Raw genomic sequence first — 14,574 nt, 5'->3', positions numbered from 1 at the left:
TGTCGCCATCACGACATGTCGCTTCCACGACACATGCCACGCCTCACCTCACCCCGGCGCGCGCCCTGTTGCCCTGGCCCCCACCCCACCCCGCCCGACTCGGCGCTCCCCCGCGCGCGTTCGGACGACAGCCGAGGACGAACCCGCCCCGGACGGCAACGGCCCGGACCGCGGGGCGCCCGTCGAGGGCTCCCGCCGCTCCGGGCCGTCCGGGGCACTCACCGCACGATGGCGCTACTCGCCCAGGAGAGGCGTCAGCACTCGCCCCGGAGAGGCGTCAGCAGAGCCACGGTCCTGCCCGCCTCGTCCTCACACGGCGTCACCGGTCACCCGCCAGGTCGAGATCCCGGCGGGGCGCCCCGCCGGACTCCTCCGCCGGCTTCGGCCGGCGCCACGGGTGGGCGATGGGCTGGGACACCGCACGCCACCAAGCGTCCGCGGGCACCTTCCCCGCAGGCTCGAACGGCTCACCGGCCCGCGGGAACGCCACCGCCTGCCCGGCCTCCTCCGCCTCGTACTTCGTCCACTCCCCCGGTTCCGCCCACGCGTGCGGGGCCAGGTTGAAGGTCCCCCAGTGGATCGGCAGCAGCACCCCGTGAGGGCTGCCGCCCTGGAGGTCCAGGTGGGCGCGCATGCCTTCGGCGGGGGTCATGTGGATGTCCGGCCAGTACTCCGAGTACGCACCGATCTGGATCATGGTGGCGTCGAACGGGCCGTGCTCGGCCCCGATCTCCCGGAAGCCGGGGAAGTAGCCGGTGTCCCCGCTGTGGTAGATGCGGTGCTCCGGGCCGGCCACGGCCCATGACGCCCAGAGGGCATGCTGCTGATTGCGCAGCCCGCGCCCGCAGAAGTGGCGTGCGGGGGTGGCGGTGAGCCGGATCGCGCCGACGGTCGTGGTCTCGTTCCAGTCGAGCTCGCGCATCCGGTCGAGGGGGACGCCCCAGCGCTCCAGGTGGGCCCCGACCCCGAGCGGCACGGCGAAGACCGTGTCGGTCCCGGCCAGGGCGCGGATCGTCGGGAGGTCGAGATGGTCGTAGTGGTCGTGGGAGATCACCACCACGTCGACGGGGCCGAGTGCGGCCAGCGACAGCGGCGTCGGGTGCAGGCGCTTGGGTCCGGCGAACGGGAACGGGGAGCACCGCTCACCCCAGACCGGGTCGAACAGGACGCGGTTGCCGTCGATCTCCGCCAGCACGCTGGAATGCCCCATCCAGGTCAGCCGGAGCCCCGAGGCGGGGAGGCCGGCCAGATCGGCGAGGGTCGTGGGGTGGACGGGCACGGCGCCGTCCGGCGTCCTGCGGGCCCGTTGCTCCTTCTGGAAATAGATCTTGGCGAATTCGACGGCGGACCCGGAGGGCCGGGTCCGGGCCCCCACGGGATTCTGGAAGGAACCGTCGACGAAATGAGGCGAGCGGCGGATGCGCTCCATCCGCGCTCCGGCCGGGTCGGCCCCGAAGGACTCGGTGCGCAGCGAGCGCAGTTTGGTGCGGAGCGGAAGCAAGTAGTCAGCGCCGGTCACAACATCTCCTGAGGGAGTCGGTGTCGTCTCATTATGGTCGTGCTGTACGACGGGGCCACCAGAAGGTGCTGAACGGGGCAGGCGGTCCGGCCGGCGACGGCATCAGCCGCGCCGCTGCCCGTAGACGTGGTCGATGTGCAGGGTGAGAAGCACCCTGCGGTCCTCGACCATGGCCCGCCGGAAGTCGTCCCAGTCGGGGTGCTCGCCCCGGACGTCGCGGTAGAGCGCGATCAGGGCCTCCACCGTGTCGTCGTCCGGCGCGGCGGCGGGCGGGGTCAGTTCGGCGGTCCCGTCGACGACGGTCCAGGCCCAGCGGTCCTCGCTGGTGACGTGGTAGCTCACCCGCGGGTCGCGCCGCAGGTTGCGGGTCTTGGCCCGGCCCTCGGTGATCGAGACGCGGATGACCTGCTCATCGGGGGAGAAGGAGTGGTTGACGTTGGACAGCTGGGGCCGTCCGTCCTGCTTGAGCGTCACGAGGACGCCGCCGTCGTGCTCGCCGACGAGGCGGAGCAGCGCTTCCTGTGCCGGTTCGGATCGCGTCATGCAGGGTGCAACGTCCGGGCCCGTCACGGGATTCCGGACGCCGTGTCCGGACGTCCCTTCGACGGCCGTCGTCCCACGATCGCCGGCCTGGCCGATTCGTTAGGGTGACCCGGTGGCAAGAGTCCGGTTGAACGTGGCGGAGCGCCGTGAGGAGATGCTGCGCGCGGCGGTCGGGCAGATCGAGCTCCGCGGGGTCTCGGCCGTGCGGATCGCCGATGTGGCCTCCGCGCTGGGAGTGAGCAACGCGCTCGTCCTCTACCACTTCTCGACCAAGGAGAAGCTGGTCGCGGCGGCGTTCGCGTACGCCGCCGAGGCCGACCTCGCCCAGCTCCGCAAGCTGCTGGCCCGCCGCACCACTGCCGTACGACGGCTGCGGGCGGCCGTCCGGTGGTATGCGCCGACCGGCCGGGCGAAGGGCTGGCGGCTGTGGATCGAGGGCTGGGCCGCTTCTCTGCGCGACCCCGCGCTCCGTGAGGTCGCGGGCGATCTCGACCAGCGGTGGAAGGCGGAACTCGCCCGCGTCATGGCGGAGGGCACCGCAGCCGAGGAGTTCCGGTGCGAGGACCCCTGGTCGGCGGCCTGGCGGCTGACCGCCCTGCTGGACGGGATGGCGGTGCAGACGACGTCGTACGCGGGTCCGCTCTCCCGGTCCACGATGCTGCGGTGGACCGATGAGGCGCTCGCCCGCGAACTGGGCATCGACCTCGCGGTGCTGACCGGCTCCTCGGCGTCCGGCTCCGGAGCCGCGGGCCCAGGGGGCCGACCGGACGCCACGGGCCGCGCGTCCTTCGGCTGAACGGCCGCCCACCGGCGCCTCACCGTCCTGAGCCGGATACTCGGCGACGCGGTCGAGGACGGCGAGGGCGACGGCGAGGGCGGGCGTACGGTCGATCCTCTCCCCCGGCCCCGGCCCCCTGCCCCGGCCCCTTCCGGCTCCGCGGGACGCGGAGCCGCGTCGCGCCGCCCTTCCGTCCCGTGCCGCCGGGCCGCCGGAGTCACGTCTGCCGGGGTCAGGTCTGCCGCAGCGGGGCGTACGCCGTCCCCTCCAGTCCGAACGTCCAGGCGACACCGTCCTTCGCGGTCCGGGTGGCGGGCGGCACGCGCAGCCAGTAGGTGCGGTACGTGCCGTCCGGCTCGGGGGTGGAGTTGACCACCTCGACCATCACCACGTCCTCGTCACCGTCGAGCGCGATGCGCCAGAGGATGCCCGTCTCGTCGCGGTGGACGGGCTCGGCGCCGGACTCGGTGAGATAGCGGTCGTAGCCGTAGTACTCCAGCATCACGCGGCGCAGCTCCGCGTTCTCCTCGGCCCGGATGCGCTCGGGGGTGAGGGAGGACAGCTCGGCCAGGAACGCGGCGGGCACGGGCATGCCGCGCCAGGCGTACAGGGCGAAGCCGTCCCCGTACGCGAGGGCAGGCCCCCCGCCGTGGTCGAGCCGGCCCGCCTCGTCGCGGTGGAGGACCTCGGGCCGCTCGGTGACGACCACGGCGTTCTCGTAGGGCCACCACCAGCCGGCGTTGCGCGCCACCTCCCCGAGACCCGTCAGGCGGTCGCCCCGCCCGTCGAACGCGGCGAGCCAGGCGGCGTCGTGCTGGCCGAGCACCGCGTCCAGGAGCACCAGCCGCACGGCCCCTTCCTCCTCGGGCCGGGTGGCCAGATCGGCGACGACCCCGCTCCGTATCCGCTCGGCGAGCGCGGCCGTGGTCTCCCAGAGCTGGGCCCCGGTGGCGGACCAGAGCGCCGCCCAGCCCGCCGGGCCCAGCTCGTCGTACATCCGGCGCCGTTCCGCGGCCCAGGGGCGGGTGCGGACCTCCTCCCGCACGGACCGTCCGGCGTCCGTCAGCTTCTCCACCGTCTCGACGGCGGCCCGTGGCGATGCGGCCCAGATGATCCGGTCCGGCTCGGCCAGTCCGGCGGTGCGGTAGGCGCGCCGCACCCCGGCCTCGGCCGCCGCCCGGTCCGCCCGGCCGGTCGCCGCTGCCACGCTCCGCCAGGTGTTCACGTCACTGCTCATCTGCTGTCCCCGTCCCCTGCTGTGCTCGTTCTGGACTGTGCTTGTCGTGGGCTGTGCCCGCTGTGGGCCGTGCTCGCTGCCGATGGGCGTCTTCGAAGGCGCCGGGCGCGGTCAGTCCGCCACGATGCGGACCGCACCCGGCGCGTACTCCCGCTGGCGCACGACGCGGAACCAGCCTGTGGGGAGGGGGATGACCGCGTGCTCCTCGTGCACCACCCGCCCGCCCTCGGGGAGATGGAGCAGCATCGGGCCGAACGGCCCGGCCTCCCGGATCAGCCGTCCGGGGCCCTGCACGGCGTGCGCGTGTCCGGTGACCTCGCCCAGCGCGAGCACCAGCCGCCCCCGCGCGTCGCGCAGTTCACCCGGCGCCTCCAGGAAGGGCGCGGGCACCGCCGACTCGTCCAGCTCCATGATCAGTACATCGCCCTGCCGGTACACAGACGTCTCCCCTCGGTCGCGGCACCCGCTGTGCCGGCCAGGGAAAAAACGCTACGGGCAAGGTCTGACAGCGGGCCGCCGCGGCGGCGTGAACGGGTCCCGGTCGCAGCGTTGTCAGAGCGGCTTGATAAACCTTGCGGACATCAGCAGTCCCCAGGATCAGGAGCTCAGGGCCATGTACGGTGCGCAGCATCTGCACGAGTTCGGCGGTCTTCCGGCCGTCGACTTCCAGCACACCGCCGGGGAGGGCTCCCGGCCGGCCGCGGACGCCGCGGCCTGGCGCGTTTCCGTCAACCCGTACGGCGACGACGACCGGCCCTGGGAGGAGGCGTTCGCCGAGTTCCTGGAGACGGTGGACCCGGCCGGGGTCCGGGCACTGATCATCGGCCAGTGGGGTGAGGCGTACGACGAGAACTCCTCCGTTCCGGTCAACCTGGTGATCGCCGCCGCCGACCGGCTGACCGCGCTGGAGGCGGTGTTCGTCGGTGATCTGGAGGCGGAGGAGGCCGAGATCACCTGGATCCAGCAGTCGGACGTGACGCCGCTGCTGGCCGCCTTCCCGGCGCTGACCGAGCTCGGCGTGCGCGGCGGATCCGAGCTGGTGTTCCCGCCGACGAAGCACGAGCGGCTGCGGTCGCTGTCCATCCAGGCGGGCGGGCTGCCCGTCGAGGTCGTACGCGGGGTGCTGGACAGCGAACTGCCCGCGTTGGAGCGGCTGGACCTCTGGCTCGGGGTGTCCGCCTACGACGGCGACACCGACGTCGCCGACCTCGCGCCGCTGCTCTCCGGCACCCGTTTCCCCCGGCTGAACCACCTGGGGGTGCGCAACAGCGAGATCCAGAACGAGATCGCGTCGGCCATCGCCTCGGCTCCGGTCGTGGCTCAGCTGCGGGTCCTCGACCTGTCGAACGGGACGCTGGGCGACGAGGGTGCGGCCGCGCTGCTGGAAGGCCAGCCGCTGACCCATCTGGAGCTGCTCGATCTCCACCACCATTTCCTCACCGAGGCCATGGAGGAGCGGGTCCGCTCCGCCCTGGAGCCGCACGGGGTGCGCGTCGACCTCTCCGAAAGGTGCGAACCCTGGGGCGACCGGGGTGCCGAGGGCCGCTACACCGCCGTCTCGGAATAGGAGCGGGAGACCGTGACGTATCTCGGTATCGAGCATCTCGACCATTTCCACGGACTGCCGGTCCACACCCCGGAGCCGTCGTCCGGGGCCCTGCCCGCCGCCGACTCCGTCGCCTGGCGGCTGGTGTGCGACGAGGACGAGGACGACGGCTTCGCCACCCTGTGGGAGCAGTTCCTGGAGACGGTGGACACGACCCGTGTCCGGGCACTCGTCATCGGCCCCTGGTGGAGCGAGGAGTACACGCCGTTCGCCCCGGTGATGGAGCTGATCGTCACCCACGCGGACCGCTTCCCGGCCCTGCGCGGACTCTTCCTCGCCGACGTGGTGGGCGAGGAGTGCGAGGTGTCCTGGCTCCGCATGTGTGACGTCACCCCGGTGCTCGAAGCGCTGCCGCTCCTGGAGGAGTTCGCCGTGCGCGGCTGCGGCCGGGAGGGGCTCGCACTGCGTCCGCTGCGCCACACGGCGCTCAGGTCGCTGCGTTTCGAGTCCGGCGGTCTGCCCGGCGCGCTGGTCCGAGCGGTCACCGCGAGCGAACTGCCCGCACTGGAGCGGCTGGAGCTGTGGTTCGGCAGTACGTGGTACGGGTGCGACGCCACGGTCGAGGACATCCGGCCGGTCCTGGCAGGCGGCCTGTTCCCCCGGCTGCGCCATCTGGGGCTCCAGAACAGCGAGTTCCAGGACGAGATCGCCGCCGCCGTGGGTTCGGCGCCCGCCGTCGCCCAGCTGGAGTCCCTGGCGCTGTCGATGGGCACGCTGAGCGACACGGGCGGCGAGGCGCTGCTCAACGGACAGCCGTTGCACCACCTCTCCCTGCTCGATCTGCGCCACCACTACCTCACCGAGCCGATGGTGGAGCGGATTCGGACCGCGTGCGCACCGGCCGTCGTCGAGGCGGGCGAGGCCGAGGAGGACTACGGGGACCCGGACGAACCGGAACGCTATGTCGCGGTCAGTGAGTAGCGCCGGGGACGGCCCGGCTCCGCGTTTCGCGGTGGTCGGCAATCCGGACAACCGCCGGATCGCCTTCTTCGAGGAGGCCGTACGGGCCGCCGGCCTGCCACCGGCTCGGGTCGTGCCCTGGCTCCACGTGCTGCGCGGGGAGGCGGGGTTCCGTCCCGGCGAGAGCGTGCGGATCGATTCGCCGGGCGAGGACGCCGAGGTGGAGCGGCTGCTGCGCGGGGTCGACGACCCGACGCGGGTGGAGGGTTCGGCCCGGTGGTACGCGCGCTTCACCGCTGCCGTGGAGGCGGTGGCGGGCGCGGCCGGAGCGGCGGGGGCCGAGGTGCTGGGCTCCCCCGCCGACATCGCCGTGCTCTTCGACAAGCGGCTGTGCCACGGGGTGCTCGACCGTGCGGGGGTACCCGTCCCCGCCTCGCCGACATCGGGCCGGGCGGCGTCCCCGGTGCGCGGCTGGTCCGACGTACGGGAGCTGCTGCGCGAGCACCGGATGCCGCGCGCGTTCGTGAAGCTCGCGCACGGCTCCTCCGCCTCCGGGGTACTGGCGGTGGAGACGGCGGGTCCCGGCCGGGTCCGGGCGAGCACCTCGGTGGAGCGGGACGCCTCGGGCCGGCTGTTCAACTCGCTGCGGGTGCGGCGCTACACCTCGGAGGCGGAGGTGGGCACGGTCGTGGACGCCCTGGCGCCGGACGGGCTGCACATCGAGCGCTGGCTGCCGAAGGCGTCCCAGCGCGGGCGGGCCGCGGACCTGCGGATCGTGGTGATCGGCGGCCGGGCGACCCACGCCGTGGTGCGCACCAGCACGAGCCCCATGACCAATCTGCATCTCGGCGGCGCGCGCGGCGACCTCGACGAGGTCCGGACCGCCGTCGCGGCGGCGGGCGGCTGCTGGCGCGAGGCGCTGACGATGTGCGAGCGGGCGGCGGCCTGCTTCCCCGGAACACCCTGCGTGGGCGTCGATCTGCTGCCCACGGCCGGCTGGCGGCGCTTCGCCGTCGGCGAGGTCAACGCCTTCGGCGATCTGCTGCCCGGACTGACCGGTCTGCCGGGCAGCGGTGCCGAGGGCCTGAACACCTATGCGGCGCAGGTCGCCGCCGTACTGGACCGAGCAAGGAACCACCGTGCAGTCACCGCTTCCTGACCCCGACCCGCCCCGCCCGTCCGAGGGCTCCGCACGGCCCGACATGGGCGAGGTCGTGGGCAGCCACGATCTGCTGCTGGTCACCCTCGACACGCTGCGCCACGACGTCGCCGTCGAACTGGCGGCCGCCGGCCGGATCCCCAACCTCGCCCGGCACCTGCCCGGCGGCGTCTGGGAGGAGCGGCACGCTCCGGGCAGCTTCACCTACGCCTCGCACCAGGCGATGTTCGCCGGGTTCCTGCCGACGCCCGCCCATCCGGGGCCGCATCCCCGGCTGTTCGCGGCGCGGTTCGCGGGCAGTGAGACGACGGCGGACGGCACGTTCGTGTTCGACACACCGGATCTGGTGTCGGGGCTGGCCGCCGAGGGGTACCGCACGGTGTGCGTCGGCGGTGTCGGCTTCTTCAACCGTCAGGGGCCGCTCGGTTCCGTGCTGCCCGGCATGTTCCAGGAGAGCCACTGGGAGCCCGGCTTCGGTGTCGCCTCCCCCACCTCGTTCGAGGAACAGGTGGCCAGGGCGGAGGAGGTCGTCGCGGCGCTCCCCCACGAGCAGCGGCTGTTCCTCTTCGTCAACGTCTCCGCCCTGCACCAGCCGAACTGGTTCCATCTGCCCGGCGCGACCCGCGAGGCGGGCGACTCCCGTGCCACGCACGCGGCGGCTCTGGAGTACGTGGACCGGCACATCGGCCGCCTCTTCGCCGCGGCGAGCAGCCGCCGCCGGTGCTTCGCGGTCGTCTGCTCCGACCACGGCACCGCCTACGGCGACGACGGCTACACCGGTCACCGGCTCGGCCACCCGGCCGTCTGGACCGTTCCGTACGCCCACTTCTTCCTCGAACCGACCGGACAGGCCGGTGAGACCGGACCACCCGCATCACACGGACCGGGGGCCGCCCGATGACCACCACCCCTGCCACCGCCGCGACCACGTCCCCGCTCCCCGCCGTCCGGCCGTACGAGAGCTACGTCTACGCCTATCCGCACAAGACGGCCTACCGCCCGCTGGAGGACCGCCCGGAGCTGCGGTCGCTGTGGGCGGCGGAACCGAAGGACGTGCTCTCCCTCTATCTCCACATACCGTTCTGCGAGGTCCGCTGCGGCTTCTGCAATCTCTTCACCCGGATCGGCGCGCCGGAGGAGCTGACCACGCGTTATCTGGACGCGCTGGACCGTCAGGCCCTGGCCGTGCGGGAGGCGCTGGGGGACGAGGAGCCGGTGCGGTTCGCGGCGGCGGCGTTCGGCGGCGGCACCCCGACGTTCCTCACCGCGGCCGAGCTGGAGCGGCTCTGCGACCTGGCCGAGAAGCGGATGGGCGCCGACCTGCGCTCGGTGCCGCTGTCGGTGGAGACCTCGCCGTCCACGGCGACGGCGGACCGGCTCGCGGTCCTCGCCGACCGGGGCGCGACGAGGATCAGCATCGGCGTGCAGAGCTTCGTGGACGAGGAGGCGCGGGCGGCCGTCCGCCCGCAGCGCCGTGCCGAGGTGGAGGCGGCGCTCGGCCGGATCCGCGAAGCGCGGATACCGGTGCTGAACATCGATCTGATCTACGGCATCGACGGGCAGACCGAGCGCACCTGGATCGCCTCGCTGGACGCGGCGCTGGCCTGGCGGCCGGAGGAGCTGTATCTGTATCCGCTCTACGTGCGCCCGCTCACGAGCCTGCACCGCCTGGGCCCGGTGGCCGGCGCCCGGGCGCGGGAGGACGCCGCCTGGGACGCGCAGCGGCTGCGGTTGTACGCCGTGGGCCGCGACCATCTGCTGGCGCACGGCTACGAGCAGGTGTCGATGCGGATGTTCCGGCGCGCCGACGCCCCCCGCGAGCAGGAGGGGCCGGAGGACTACGCCTGCCAGACCGACGGCATGATCGGCCTCGGCTGCGGGGCCCGGTCGTACACGTCGGCCCTGCACTACTCCTTCGACTACGCGGTGGACATGCGGGAGATCCGGTCGATCATCGACCGGTTCACCGCCACCGAGGACTTCTCGCGGGCCGAGGTCGGCCGGTACGTCGACGCGGACGAGGCGCGGCGGCGGCATCTGCTGCAGTCCCTGCTCCAGGCGTCGGGGCTGCCGGTGGCGGAGTACCGGGCCCGGTTCGGTACGGAGCCGGACGCGGACTTCCGGGCCGAGCTGGCGGGTTTCGCGGCGCGGGGCTGGCTGGACGCCTCGGCGCCGGACGGGCTGCTGCGGCTGTCCCCGTCCGGTCTCGCCCATTCCGATGCGCTGGGCCCCGCGCTGTTCTCCCCCGGTGTGCGGGCCGCGATGGCCGCGTACGAGCGGAAGTGACCGGGCTGTGGACCTGACGATCCTCTACCGGGGCCCACTGGCGTCGTGCGACTACGACTGTCCGTACTGCCCCTTCGCCAAGCGGCGGGACAGCCGTGCGGAGCTGACGTCGGACCGGGCGGCCCTGGAGCGGTTCACCGGCTGGGCGGCGGAGCGGACCGACGACCGGCTGTCCGTGCTGTTCACCCCGTGGGGCGAGGGGCTGGTGCGCTCCTGGTACCGGCGGGCGCTGACCGAGCTGTCGCGGCTGCCGCACATCGGTCGGGTGGCGATCCAGACGAATCTGAGCGGCCGTACCGCGTGGCTGGCCGAGGCCGATCCGGAGCGGGTCGCGCTCTGGTGCACGTACCATCCGGGGCAGACGCCGTACGAGCGGTTCCTGGGCAAGTGCCGTGAGCTGTCCGCGCTGGGCATCCGCTACAGCGTGGGGGTGGTGGGGTTCGAGGCCCATCGGGAGGAGGCGCGGCGGCTGCGGGCGGCGCTTCCCGAGGAGGTCTACCTGTGGGTGAACGCCGCGGAGGGGCACACGTACTCCGACGAGGAGGCGGCACGGTGGACGGAGCTGGATCCGCTGTTCCCCTACAGCCGCGATCCGCACCGTTCGGCGGGGCTGCCCTGCCGGACGGGCGAGTCGGTGATCTCGGTGGACGGCGACGGCACGGTGCGGCGGTGCCATTTCGTCAAGGCGGAGCTGGGCAATCTCTACGACGGGAGCTACCGCCGGGCGCTCGGCCCGCGAGCCTGTCCGCTCGCCGTGTGCGACTGCCACATCGGCTATGTGCATCTGGAGTCGCTGCCGCTGTACGACGTGTTCGCCGGCGGCGTCCTGGAGCGGATACCGGCCGGGTTCGGCGCGGGCACGCCGCGGGACGGGCTGGTCGTGCCGAACCCGTCCCGTGCGCTTCCCCTGCTGGAGCCCTGAGGGGCCCGCCGGGGGGGGTGTCCGGCCCTGATCCGCCGGACACCCCCTCAGAGCGGCAGCAGGTCCGGGCGCTTCGCCTCGACGTGGTCGCCGGAGGACTCGCCGCGCAGCCGTCGGCCGATCCAGGGGACCAGGTACTCGCGGGCCCACTGGACGTTGTCGCGCCGCGCGTCGAAGGGGCTGCGCTGGGCCTGCGGCGGCCAGGGCTGGTCGGGGTCGGCGGGCACGTCGTGGCCGAGGACCTGGGCGGCGCGCAGGGCGACGCGGGTGTGGCCCTCGGGTGAGAGGTGCAGCCGGTCGGCGTCCCACGCCCGCCGGTCCTGGACGGAGCGCAGCGACCACAGGTCCAGGACGGGGCACCGGTAGCGGTCGGCGATGGCCCGCAGATGGACGTTGTACGTGGCGATCTTGCCACGCATGTGGCGCAGGACCGGAACGCCGCGGGTGTCGAAGCCGGTGGTCACCATGACCGTCCCGACGGCGTTGCTCAGGTCGGCGACCGCCCGCTCGTAGCGCTCGGCGAGGTCGTCGGGGTCGGTTCCGGGCCGGATGATGTCGTTACCGCCCGCGCAGAAGCTGACCAGGTCGGGGGCCAGTTGCTTGGCACGGGGGACCTGCTCCGCCACGATCTGGTCGAGGAGGCGTCCGCGTACGGCGAGATTGGCGTAGCGGAAGTTGCCGTGCGGGGAGTCGTCGGGGCCGGCCGCCACGTCGGGGGCGGGGAGCCGGTCCGCGAGGAGCACCGCGAAGCGGTCCGCCCAGCCGACGAAGGCCCCGTCCGGGCCGGGATCGCCGACGCCCTCGGTGAAACTGTCGCCTATCGCCGCGTACGACCCGATGATGTGCTGCTGGTTGTTTCTCGAATCGTCTGCCACAACCACGTATCCTGCACCGTTCGATGTGACCTACGCGACCGTAATATGGGATTGACGGGTGGTGAGATAGACCACCCGGTCAGTTTTTGGTAAAGGCGGAATAAGCGAGGGGCGATGTGCTGACAGCACATCGCCCCTCGGGCACTTCTCGTGGTGCCGGATCAGACGGAGACGCCGTGCTGACGCAGGTACGCGATCGGGTCGACGTCCGAGCCGTAGCTCGGGCCGGTGCGGACCTCGAAGTGCAGGTGCGGTCCGGTGGAGTTGCCGGTGGAGCCGGAGAGGCCGATCTGCTGGCCGCCGGTGACGGTCTGGCCGACGGAGACGTTGAGGGCGGACTGGTGGGCGTACTGGGAGTACATGCCGTCCTCGTGCTTGATGACGACCTCGTTGCCGTACGAACCGCTGTTGCCGGCCGAGACCACGGTGCCCGGTCCGATGGCCAGGACGGGGGTGCCGGAGGCGGCCTGGAAGTCCGAGCCGGTGTGGTAGCCGCTGGACCAGCTGGCGCCCGAAGCGCGGTACTGGGTGGTGACGTTGGGGCTGGCGAGCGGGGCGGACCAGCCGGAGCCGGCGGCCTCGGAGGAACCGGTCCGCGCCGGGTCGCCGGAGCCCTCGGAGTCGTCGGCGGAGACCGTGTCGGCCTTCGGGGCCTGCCGGGTCTCGGCCTTCGGGGCGGGTGCGGCCTTCTTCGGCGCGGCCTCGGGGGTGGCGGACTTCGCGGCCGGGGCGGAGCCCTTGGCGCCGAGGGTCAGCTTCATGCCCGGGTGGATCAGGCTGGGGTTGCCGCCGACGGTGGAGCGGTTGTCCTGGTAGAGCTTCTCCCAACCGCCCTTGATCTTGTGCTCGGCGGCGATCTTCGACAGGTAGTCGCCGGAGACGACGGAGTACGTCTTCGGGGCGGCCTTGGCGGGGGCGGCGGCCGTGGCGCCGTGCGCGGCGGCGACCGACGCGGCGGCGGGCTTCGCGGCCGGGGCGGCCTGGTCGGCCGCGCCGGCGGTGGTGGCACCGATGAGCGGGAGCGCGAGTGCGGCTCCGCCGGTCCCGGCGGCGAGGACGCCGCGGGAGATCGGGCCGGACTTCGGACGACGGTGCTTACCCTTTGCGGGCATGGGGATCTTCCTCTCCGGCGCCTGCGAGGTGAGCTGTCGGGTTCGGGCTGGAGATGCCCGGTCGCGTTGCGGCGACTTCACCCCGAGCCGGCCCGGATCACTCCGGGCCGGCGGCTTACCTGGTTCCCCCGCTCCTGCCACGTCTGTGTGGGTGGGTGCGAATTCCGGGCGGCGGCAGGATTAGGCGGTCCGTCCGGATTGACGGTGACCGTAAACCGGCCGGGACGAGCGGAACAAGCCAACGGTTGGCCGCCGTATTCATCGATTCGACAGCGTCCGGAATTTCCGGTCACACTCCGTGGATTACGGATCTTGGATTTCCGCGCGCATCCTGGGAATACCTTGGGGCGCGTTCACCACGGACCGTCACGGATATGATCCCGCTCACCTCCCTATTCCCATCTCCCCCATTAGCGGGGCATGTTCTGCGAAATGCACCAATACGGACACAGGGCGGGCGGCACCCCTGACGCCGGGTCAGCCACAGCCCTCTCCGGACCCCGTCCGGACAGGCGAACCGTGATGATTTCCCGCTGAATCGATGTCGTATCGTCACGGGAGCGCCCTCGCCGGCGAGCCGCGCCGGCGTCAGAGACCCCAGGAGCCCCCGTGACGCAACAGGTGCCGCAGGTCCCGCCGACAGAGACCGTGCTGACCGGAGTCCGCAATTTCCGCGACGTGGGCGGGCTCCCCACCACGGACGGTCGGCGCACCGCCTTCGGGCGCCTCTACCGCAGTGGCCACCTGGCGCACGCCACGGCCGAGGACGCGGCCTTCCTCGGCGGGCTGGGACTGCACACGATCTTCGACTTCCGCCACTCCGCCGACCACCGGCTCGACGGGTACGACATCGATCTGGCCGGTGTCCGCAACATCAGCATTCCGCTCTCGGACCCGGCCGACGGCGCGGAGTTCTGGCGGCTGGTGGGCGATGGGAACATCGAGCAGCTGCGCTCGGTCCTCGCGGGCGGCAAGGGTGTGGACCGCATGATCCGGATGTACCGCGCGACGATCGAGGAACGCACCGCCGAGCACAGCCGGGTCCTGCACGCCCTGGCGGAGGACAGCGTGCCGGCGCTGATGCACTGTGCGGCGGGCAAGGACCGGGCCGGCCTCTCGATCGCGGTCGCCCTGCTGGCCGTCGACGTCGAGAGGGAGGCGATCGAGGAGGACTACCTCAAGTCCGACGACCTCCACCGCCGCTACGCCGTGAAACGCTCCGACGCCTCCGGGGCCGGGATGTCGCCCGAGGTACTGGAGCTGCTGGATCCGCTCTTCGGGGCGCGGCCCGCCTATCTCGCGGCGGCCTTCGCGGCCATCGAGGAGAACTGGGGCACGGCGGACCGCTATCTGGCCGAGGGGCTGGGGATCTCCCCGGCGACCCGCGACCGGCTCCGCGAGCGTCTGCTCGACCAGGGCTGACCGGTCCGGAGGCGCCCCACCCCATGGCGGCCTCTCACTTGCTCCCGGCCACCACGAAGAGCAGACAGAGGAAGCCCGCGACGACGTGGCCCGCCACCAGGTAGGCGAAGAGGCGGATGACGAGGCCGCGGGGCATCCGCTTCTCCTGCGGGTCCTCGCCCACCCGGCGTCCGGGGCCCAGCGGGTCGTAGTGCTCGGAATCGGACATGACGGTC

General features: G+C 72.7%; 15 protein-coding genes and 1 riboswitch. Of the genes, 8 read left to right on the top strand and 7 right to left on the bottom strand.

Going from position 1 to position 14,574, the window contains the following annotated elements; genetic code table 11:
* Positions 1-319: 319 nt before the first annotated feature.
* The gene (locus QFZ71_RS27895; RefSeq protein ID WP_307670921.1) at positions 320-1,519 is read right to left on the bottom strand and encodes an MBL fold metallo-hydrolase; all 1,200 of its coding nucleotides are present in this window, start codon (positions 1,517-1,519) and stop codon (positions 320-322) included.
* Between the two features lie 102 nt (positions 1,520-1,621).
* Positions 1,622-2,062, bottom strand: coding sequence for a PPOX class F420-dependent oxidoreductase (locus QFZ71_RS27890; protein WP_307670920.1), 441 nt, complete (start codon positions 2,060-2,062; stop codon positions 1,622-1,624).
* Between the two features lie 112 nt (positions 2,063-2,174).
* On the opposite strand from QFZ71_RS27890, the gene QFZ71_RS27885 reads away from it, so the two are divergent.
* Positions 2,175-2,858 (top strand): TetR/AcrR family transcriptional regulator, encoded by a 684-nt coding sequence (locus tag QFZ71_RS27885; RefSeq protein ID WP_307670919.1) that lies wholly within the window; start codon positions 2,175-2,177, stop codon positions 2,856-2,858.
* A gap of 214 nt (positions 2,859-3,072) precedes the next feature.
* On the opposite strand, the gene QFZ71_RS27880 is transcribed toward QFZ71_RS27885, so the two are convergent.
* Entirely contained in the window at positions 3,073-4,077 is a 1,005-nt protein-coding gene (locus tag QFZ71_RS27880) for a DUF6745 domain-containing protein (protein WP_307670918.1), read from the bottom strand.
* 111 nt (positions 4,078-4,188) lie between these two features.
* The gene (locus QFZ71_RS27875; RefSeq protein WP_307670917.1) at positions 4,189-4,515 is read right to left on the bottom strand and encodes a hypothetical protein; all 327 of its coding nucleotides are present in this window, start codon (positions 4,513-4,515) and stop codon (positions 4,189-4,191) included.
* Positions 4,516-4,690: 175 nt separating this feature from the next.
* Here QFZ71_RS27875 and QFZ71_RS27870 point away from each other — a divergent pair, with 175 nt between their 5' ends.
* Genes QFZ71_RS27870 through QFZ71_RS27845 form a run of 6 tightly spaced genes read left to right on the top strand, consistent with a single transcriptional unit; the run spans position 4,691 to position 10,950 of the window.
* Complete coding sequence (locus QFZ71_RS27870; protein ID WP_307670916.1) at positions 4,691-5,644, top strand: STM4015 family protein; 954 nt, start codon at positions 4,691-4,693, stop codon at positions 5,642-5,644.
* 12 nt (positions 5,645-5,656) lie between these two features.
* Complete coding sequence (locus tag QFZ71_RS27865; RefSeq protein ID WP_307670915.1) at positions 5,657-6,604, top strand: STM4015 family protein; 948 nt, start codon at positions 5,657-5,659, stop codon at positions 6,602-6,604.
* Positions 6,585-7,742, top strand: coding sequence for an STM4014 family protein (locus tag QFZ71_RS27860; protein ID WP_307670914.1), 1,158 nt, complete (start codon positions 6,585-6,587; stop codon positions 7,740-7,742). The genes QFZ71_RS27865 and QFZ71_RS27860 overlap by 20 nt, the downstream gene beginning before the upstream one ends.
* 43 nt (positions 7,743-7,785) lie before the next feature.
* Positions 7,786-8,643 carry an STM4013/SEN3800 family hydrolase gene (locus QFZ71_RS27855; protein WP_307671607.1) on the top strand — a complete coding sequence of 286 codons (858 nt, stop codon included), beginning with the start codon at positions 7,786-7,788 and terminating at the stop codon, positions 8,641-8,643.
* Positions 8,640-10,028, top strand: coding sequence for an STM4012 family radical SAM protein (locus tag QFZ71_RS27850; protein WP_307670913.1), 1,389 nt, complete (start codon positions 8,640-8,642; stop codon positions 10,026-10,028). The genes QFZ71_RS27855 and QFZ71_RS27850 overlap by 4 nt, the downstream gene beginning before the upstream one ends.
* A gap of 7 nt (positions 10,029-10,035) precedes the next feature.
* Positions 10,036-10,950 (top strand): STM4011 family radical SAM protein, encoded by a 915-nt coding sequence (locus tag QFZ71_RS27845; RefSeq protein ID WP_307670912.1) that lies wholly within the window; start codon positions 10,036-10,038, stop codon positions 10,948-10,950.
* Positions 10,951-10,997: 47 nt separating this feature from the next.
* On the opposite strand, the gene QFZ71_RS27840 is transcribed toward QFZ71_RS27845, so the two are convergent.
* Both QFZ71_RS27840 and QFZ71_RS27835 read right to left on the bottom strand, forming a co-directional pair.
* Positions 10,998-11,825, bottom strand: coding sequence for an SGNH/GDSL hydrolase family protein (locus QFZ71_RS27840; protein ID WP_307670911.1), 828 nt, complete (start codon positions 11,823-11,825; stop codon positions 10,998-11,000).
* Positions 11,826-11,986: 161 nt separating this feature from the next.
* Positions 11,987-12,937, bottom strand: a complete 951-nt coding sequence (locus QFZ71_RS27835) for a LysM peptidoglycan-binding domain-containing M23 family metallopeptidase (RefSeq protein ID WP_307670910.1) — start codon at positions 12,935-12,937, stop codon at positions 11,987-11,989.
* Positions 12,938-12,940: 3 nt separating this feature from the next.
* A riboswitch (cyclic di-AMP (ydaO/yuaA leader) is annotated at positions 12,941-13,101 on the bottom strand.
* Between the two features lie 445 nt (positions 13,102-13,546).
* Here QFZ71_RS27835 and QFZ71_RS27830 point away from each other — a divergent pair.
* Positions 13,547-14,359, top strand: coding sequence for a tyrosine-protein phosphatase (locus QFZ71_RS27830; protein ID WP_307670909.1), 813 nt, complete (start codon positions 13,547-13,549; stop codon positions 14,357-14,359).
* A gap of 34 nt (positions 14,360-14,393) precedes the next feature.
* Here the strand turns inward: QFZ71_RS27830 and QFZ71_RS27825 are convergent, their stop codons facing one another.
* Positions 14,394-14,567 carry a DUF6126 family protein gene (locus QFZ71_RS27825; protein WP_307670908.1) on the bottom strand — a complete coding sequence of 58 codons (174 nt, stop codon included), beginning with the start codon at positions 14,565-14,567 and terminating at the stop codon, positions 14,394-14,396.
* Positions 14,568-14,574 lie beyond the last annotated feature (7 nt).

The sequence above is a fragment of the Streptomyces sp. V2I9 genome, from assembly GCF_030817475.1.
GTDB lineage: Bacteria > Actinomycetota > Actinomycetes > Streptomycetales > Streptomycetaceae > Streptomyces.
The sequence above is the reverse complement of the archived record's forward strand: the minus strand, read 5'-3'. Positions and strand labels throughout refer to the sequence as shown.

What these genes read in the sequence shown, in the direction of transcription:
- QFZ71_RS27855 (WP_307671607.1), top strand. Translation starts at nt 7,786, where the DNA reads ATGGGCGAGGTCGTGGGCAGCCACGATCTGCTGCTGGTCACCCTCGAC.
- QFZ71_RS27870 (WP_307670916.1), top strand. Translation starts at nt 4,691, where the DNA reads ATGTACGGTGCGCAGCATCTGCACGAGTTCGGCGGTCTTCCGGCCGTC.
- QFZ71_RS27835 (WP_307670910.1), bottom strand. Translation starts at nt 12,937, where the DNA reads ATGCCCGCAAAGGGTAAGCACCGTCGTCCGAAGTCCGGCCCGATCTCC.
- QFZ71_RS27825 (WP_307670908.1), bottom strand. Translation starts at nt 14,567, where the DNA reads ATGTCCGATTCCGAGCACTACGACCCGCTGGGCCCCGGACGCCGGGTG.
- QFZ71_RS27890 (WP_307670920.1), bottom strand. Translation starts at nt 2,062, where the DNA reads ATGACGCGATCCGAACCGGCACAGGAAGCGCTGCTCCGCCTCGTCGGC.
- QFZ71_RS27880 (WP_307670918.1), bottom strand. Translation starts at nt 4,077, where the DNA reads ATGAGCAGTGACGTGAACACCTGGCGGAGCGTGGCAGCGGCGACCGGC.
- QFZ71_RS27850 (WP_307670913.1), top strand. Translation starts at nt 8,640, where the DNA reads ATGACCACCACCCCTGCCACCGCCGCGACCACGTCCCCGCTCCCCGCC.
- QFZ71_RS27860 (WP_307670914.1), top strand. Translation starts at nt 6,585, where the DNA reads ATGTCGCGGTCAGTGAGTAGCGCCGGGGACGGCCCGGCTCCGCGTTTC.